At 29.0% G+C, this 899-nt stretch carries 1 protein-coding gene; it reads left to right on the top strand.

The window, feature by feature from the left end:
- Nucleotides 1–817 (top strand): hypothetical protein (locus tag ACP5GV_RS08060; protein WP_428103287.1); only part of this gene is annotated, 817 nt, incomplete at its 5' end.
- Nucleotides 818–899 lie beyond the last annotated feature (82 nt).

The following is an 899-nucleotide window of genomic DNA, read 5'->3' as shown; positions in this document are numbered from 1 at the left end:
TACTTTTACGTTTTTCATCTATCTATTTTTAATAACGGTTTCATACATCATGTTTTCTCCGAAAAACAGGAATTTACCTTTGTTCTTTTATATCTTATCTTTATTTTTTGGGATTTTCCTGCTTTTTCTTTCTTCAGGAAATACAACTTTTTTATATGAGAAGGATTATTATTGGCAGATCATTCTCATAGGTTTTCCAATAATTTTTCTAGTTCCATCAGGTTTCAAATTTGAGTTTAACAAAACAAAGGATCATCTAATAGCGAGTTCCCTTTTTATATTGTTTGCTTCCTCTATTTTGTACATTATGTTATCGAGTCCATTATTACAATTTATAGCTGTAAGGCTCACGAATTATTTAATAATGTGGGGAGGGATCGTTTTAGGGATTATAACTAAAAACAAAAAGATAAGGAAGTATGGAATAATCATATCTGCAATATCATTGTTAACCGGGGGGTTAACAATATCTATCTTATCTAGCAACTTAATTTATGAAACCCATTGGTTTATATCATCAAACTGGAGGTATTCTTATGGATTCGCTCAAAGTGCGTTAACAGCTTACAAGCTTAATGGCTTGAATTTAACATTTTATGGAGATACGAAAGTAAGTTATTTCTTTTCGAACATGATTAACATAAATACAAATCAACCAATATTAGGTAACCTAAACGGTTTATTGCTTCTTTATAGGGCCAATTATTACCTTGGGTATTATATGCAGACTGGTATAGTTAACTTAAGCAATTTACCGATTAATTATAACAACCTTGTTCTTATATCACCTTATTTGCACGTTTATTTCTACAGGTGAGAATAATGATTACTTTAAAAAACATTTTTTATGAAAAAAATAGAGTAATACTAAATAATGTTAATTTAGAACTGAAAGAAGG

Source organism: Caldisphaera sp. (genome assembly GCF_049974385.1).
Lineage (GTDB): Archaea > Thermoproteota > Thermoprotei_A > Sulfolobales > Acidilobaceae > Caldisphaera.
The sequence above is the reverse complement of the archived record's forward strand: the minus strand, read 5'-3'. Positions and strand labels throughout refer to the sequence as shown.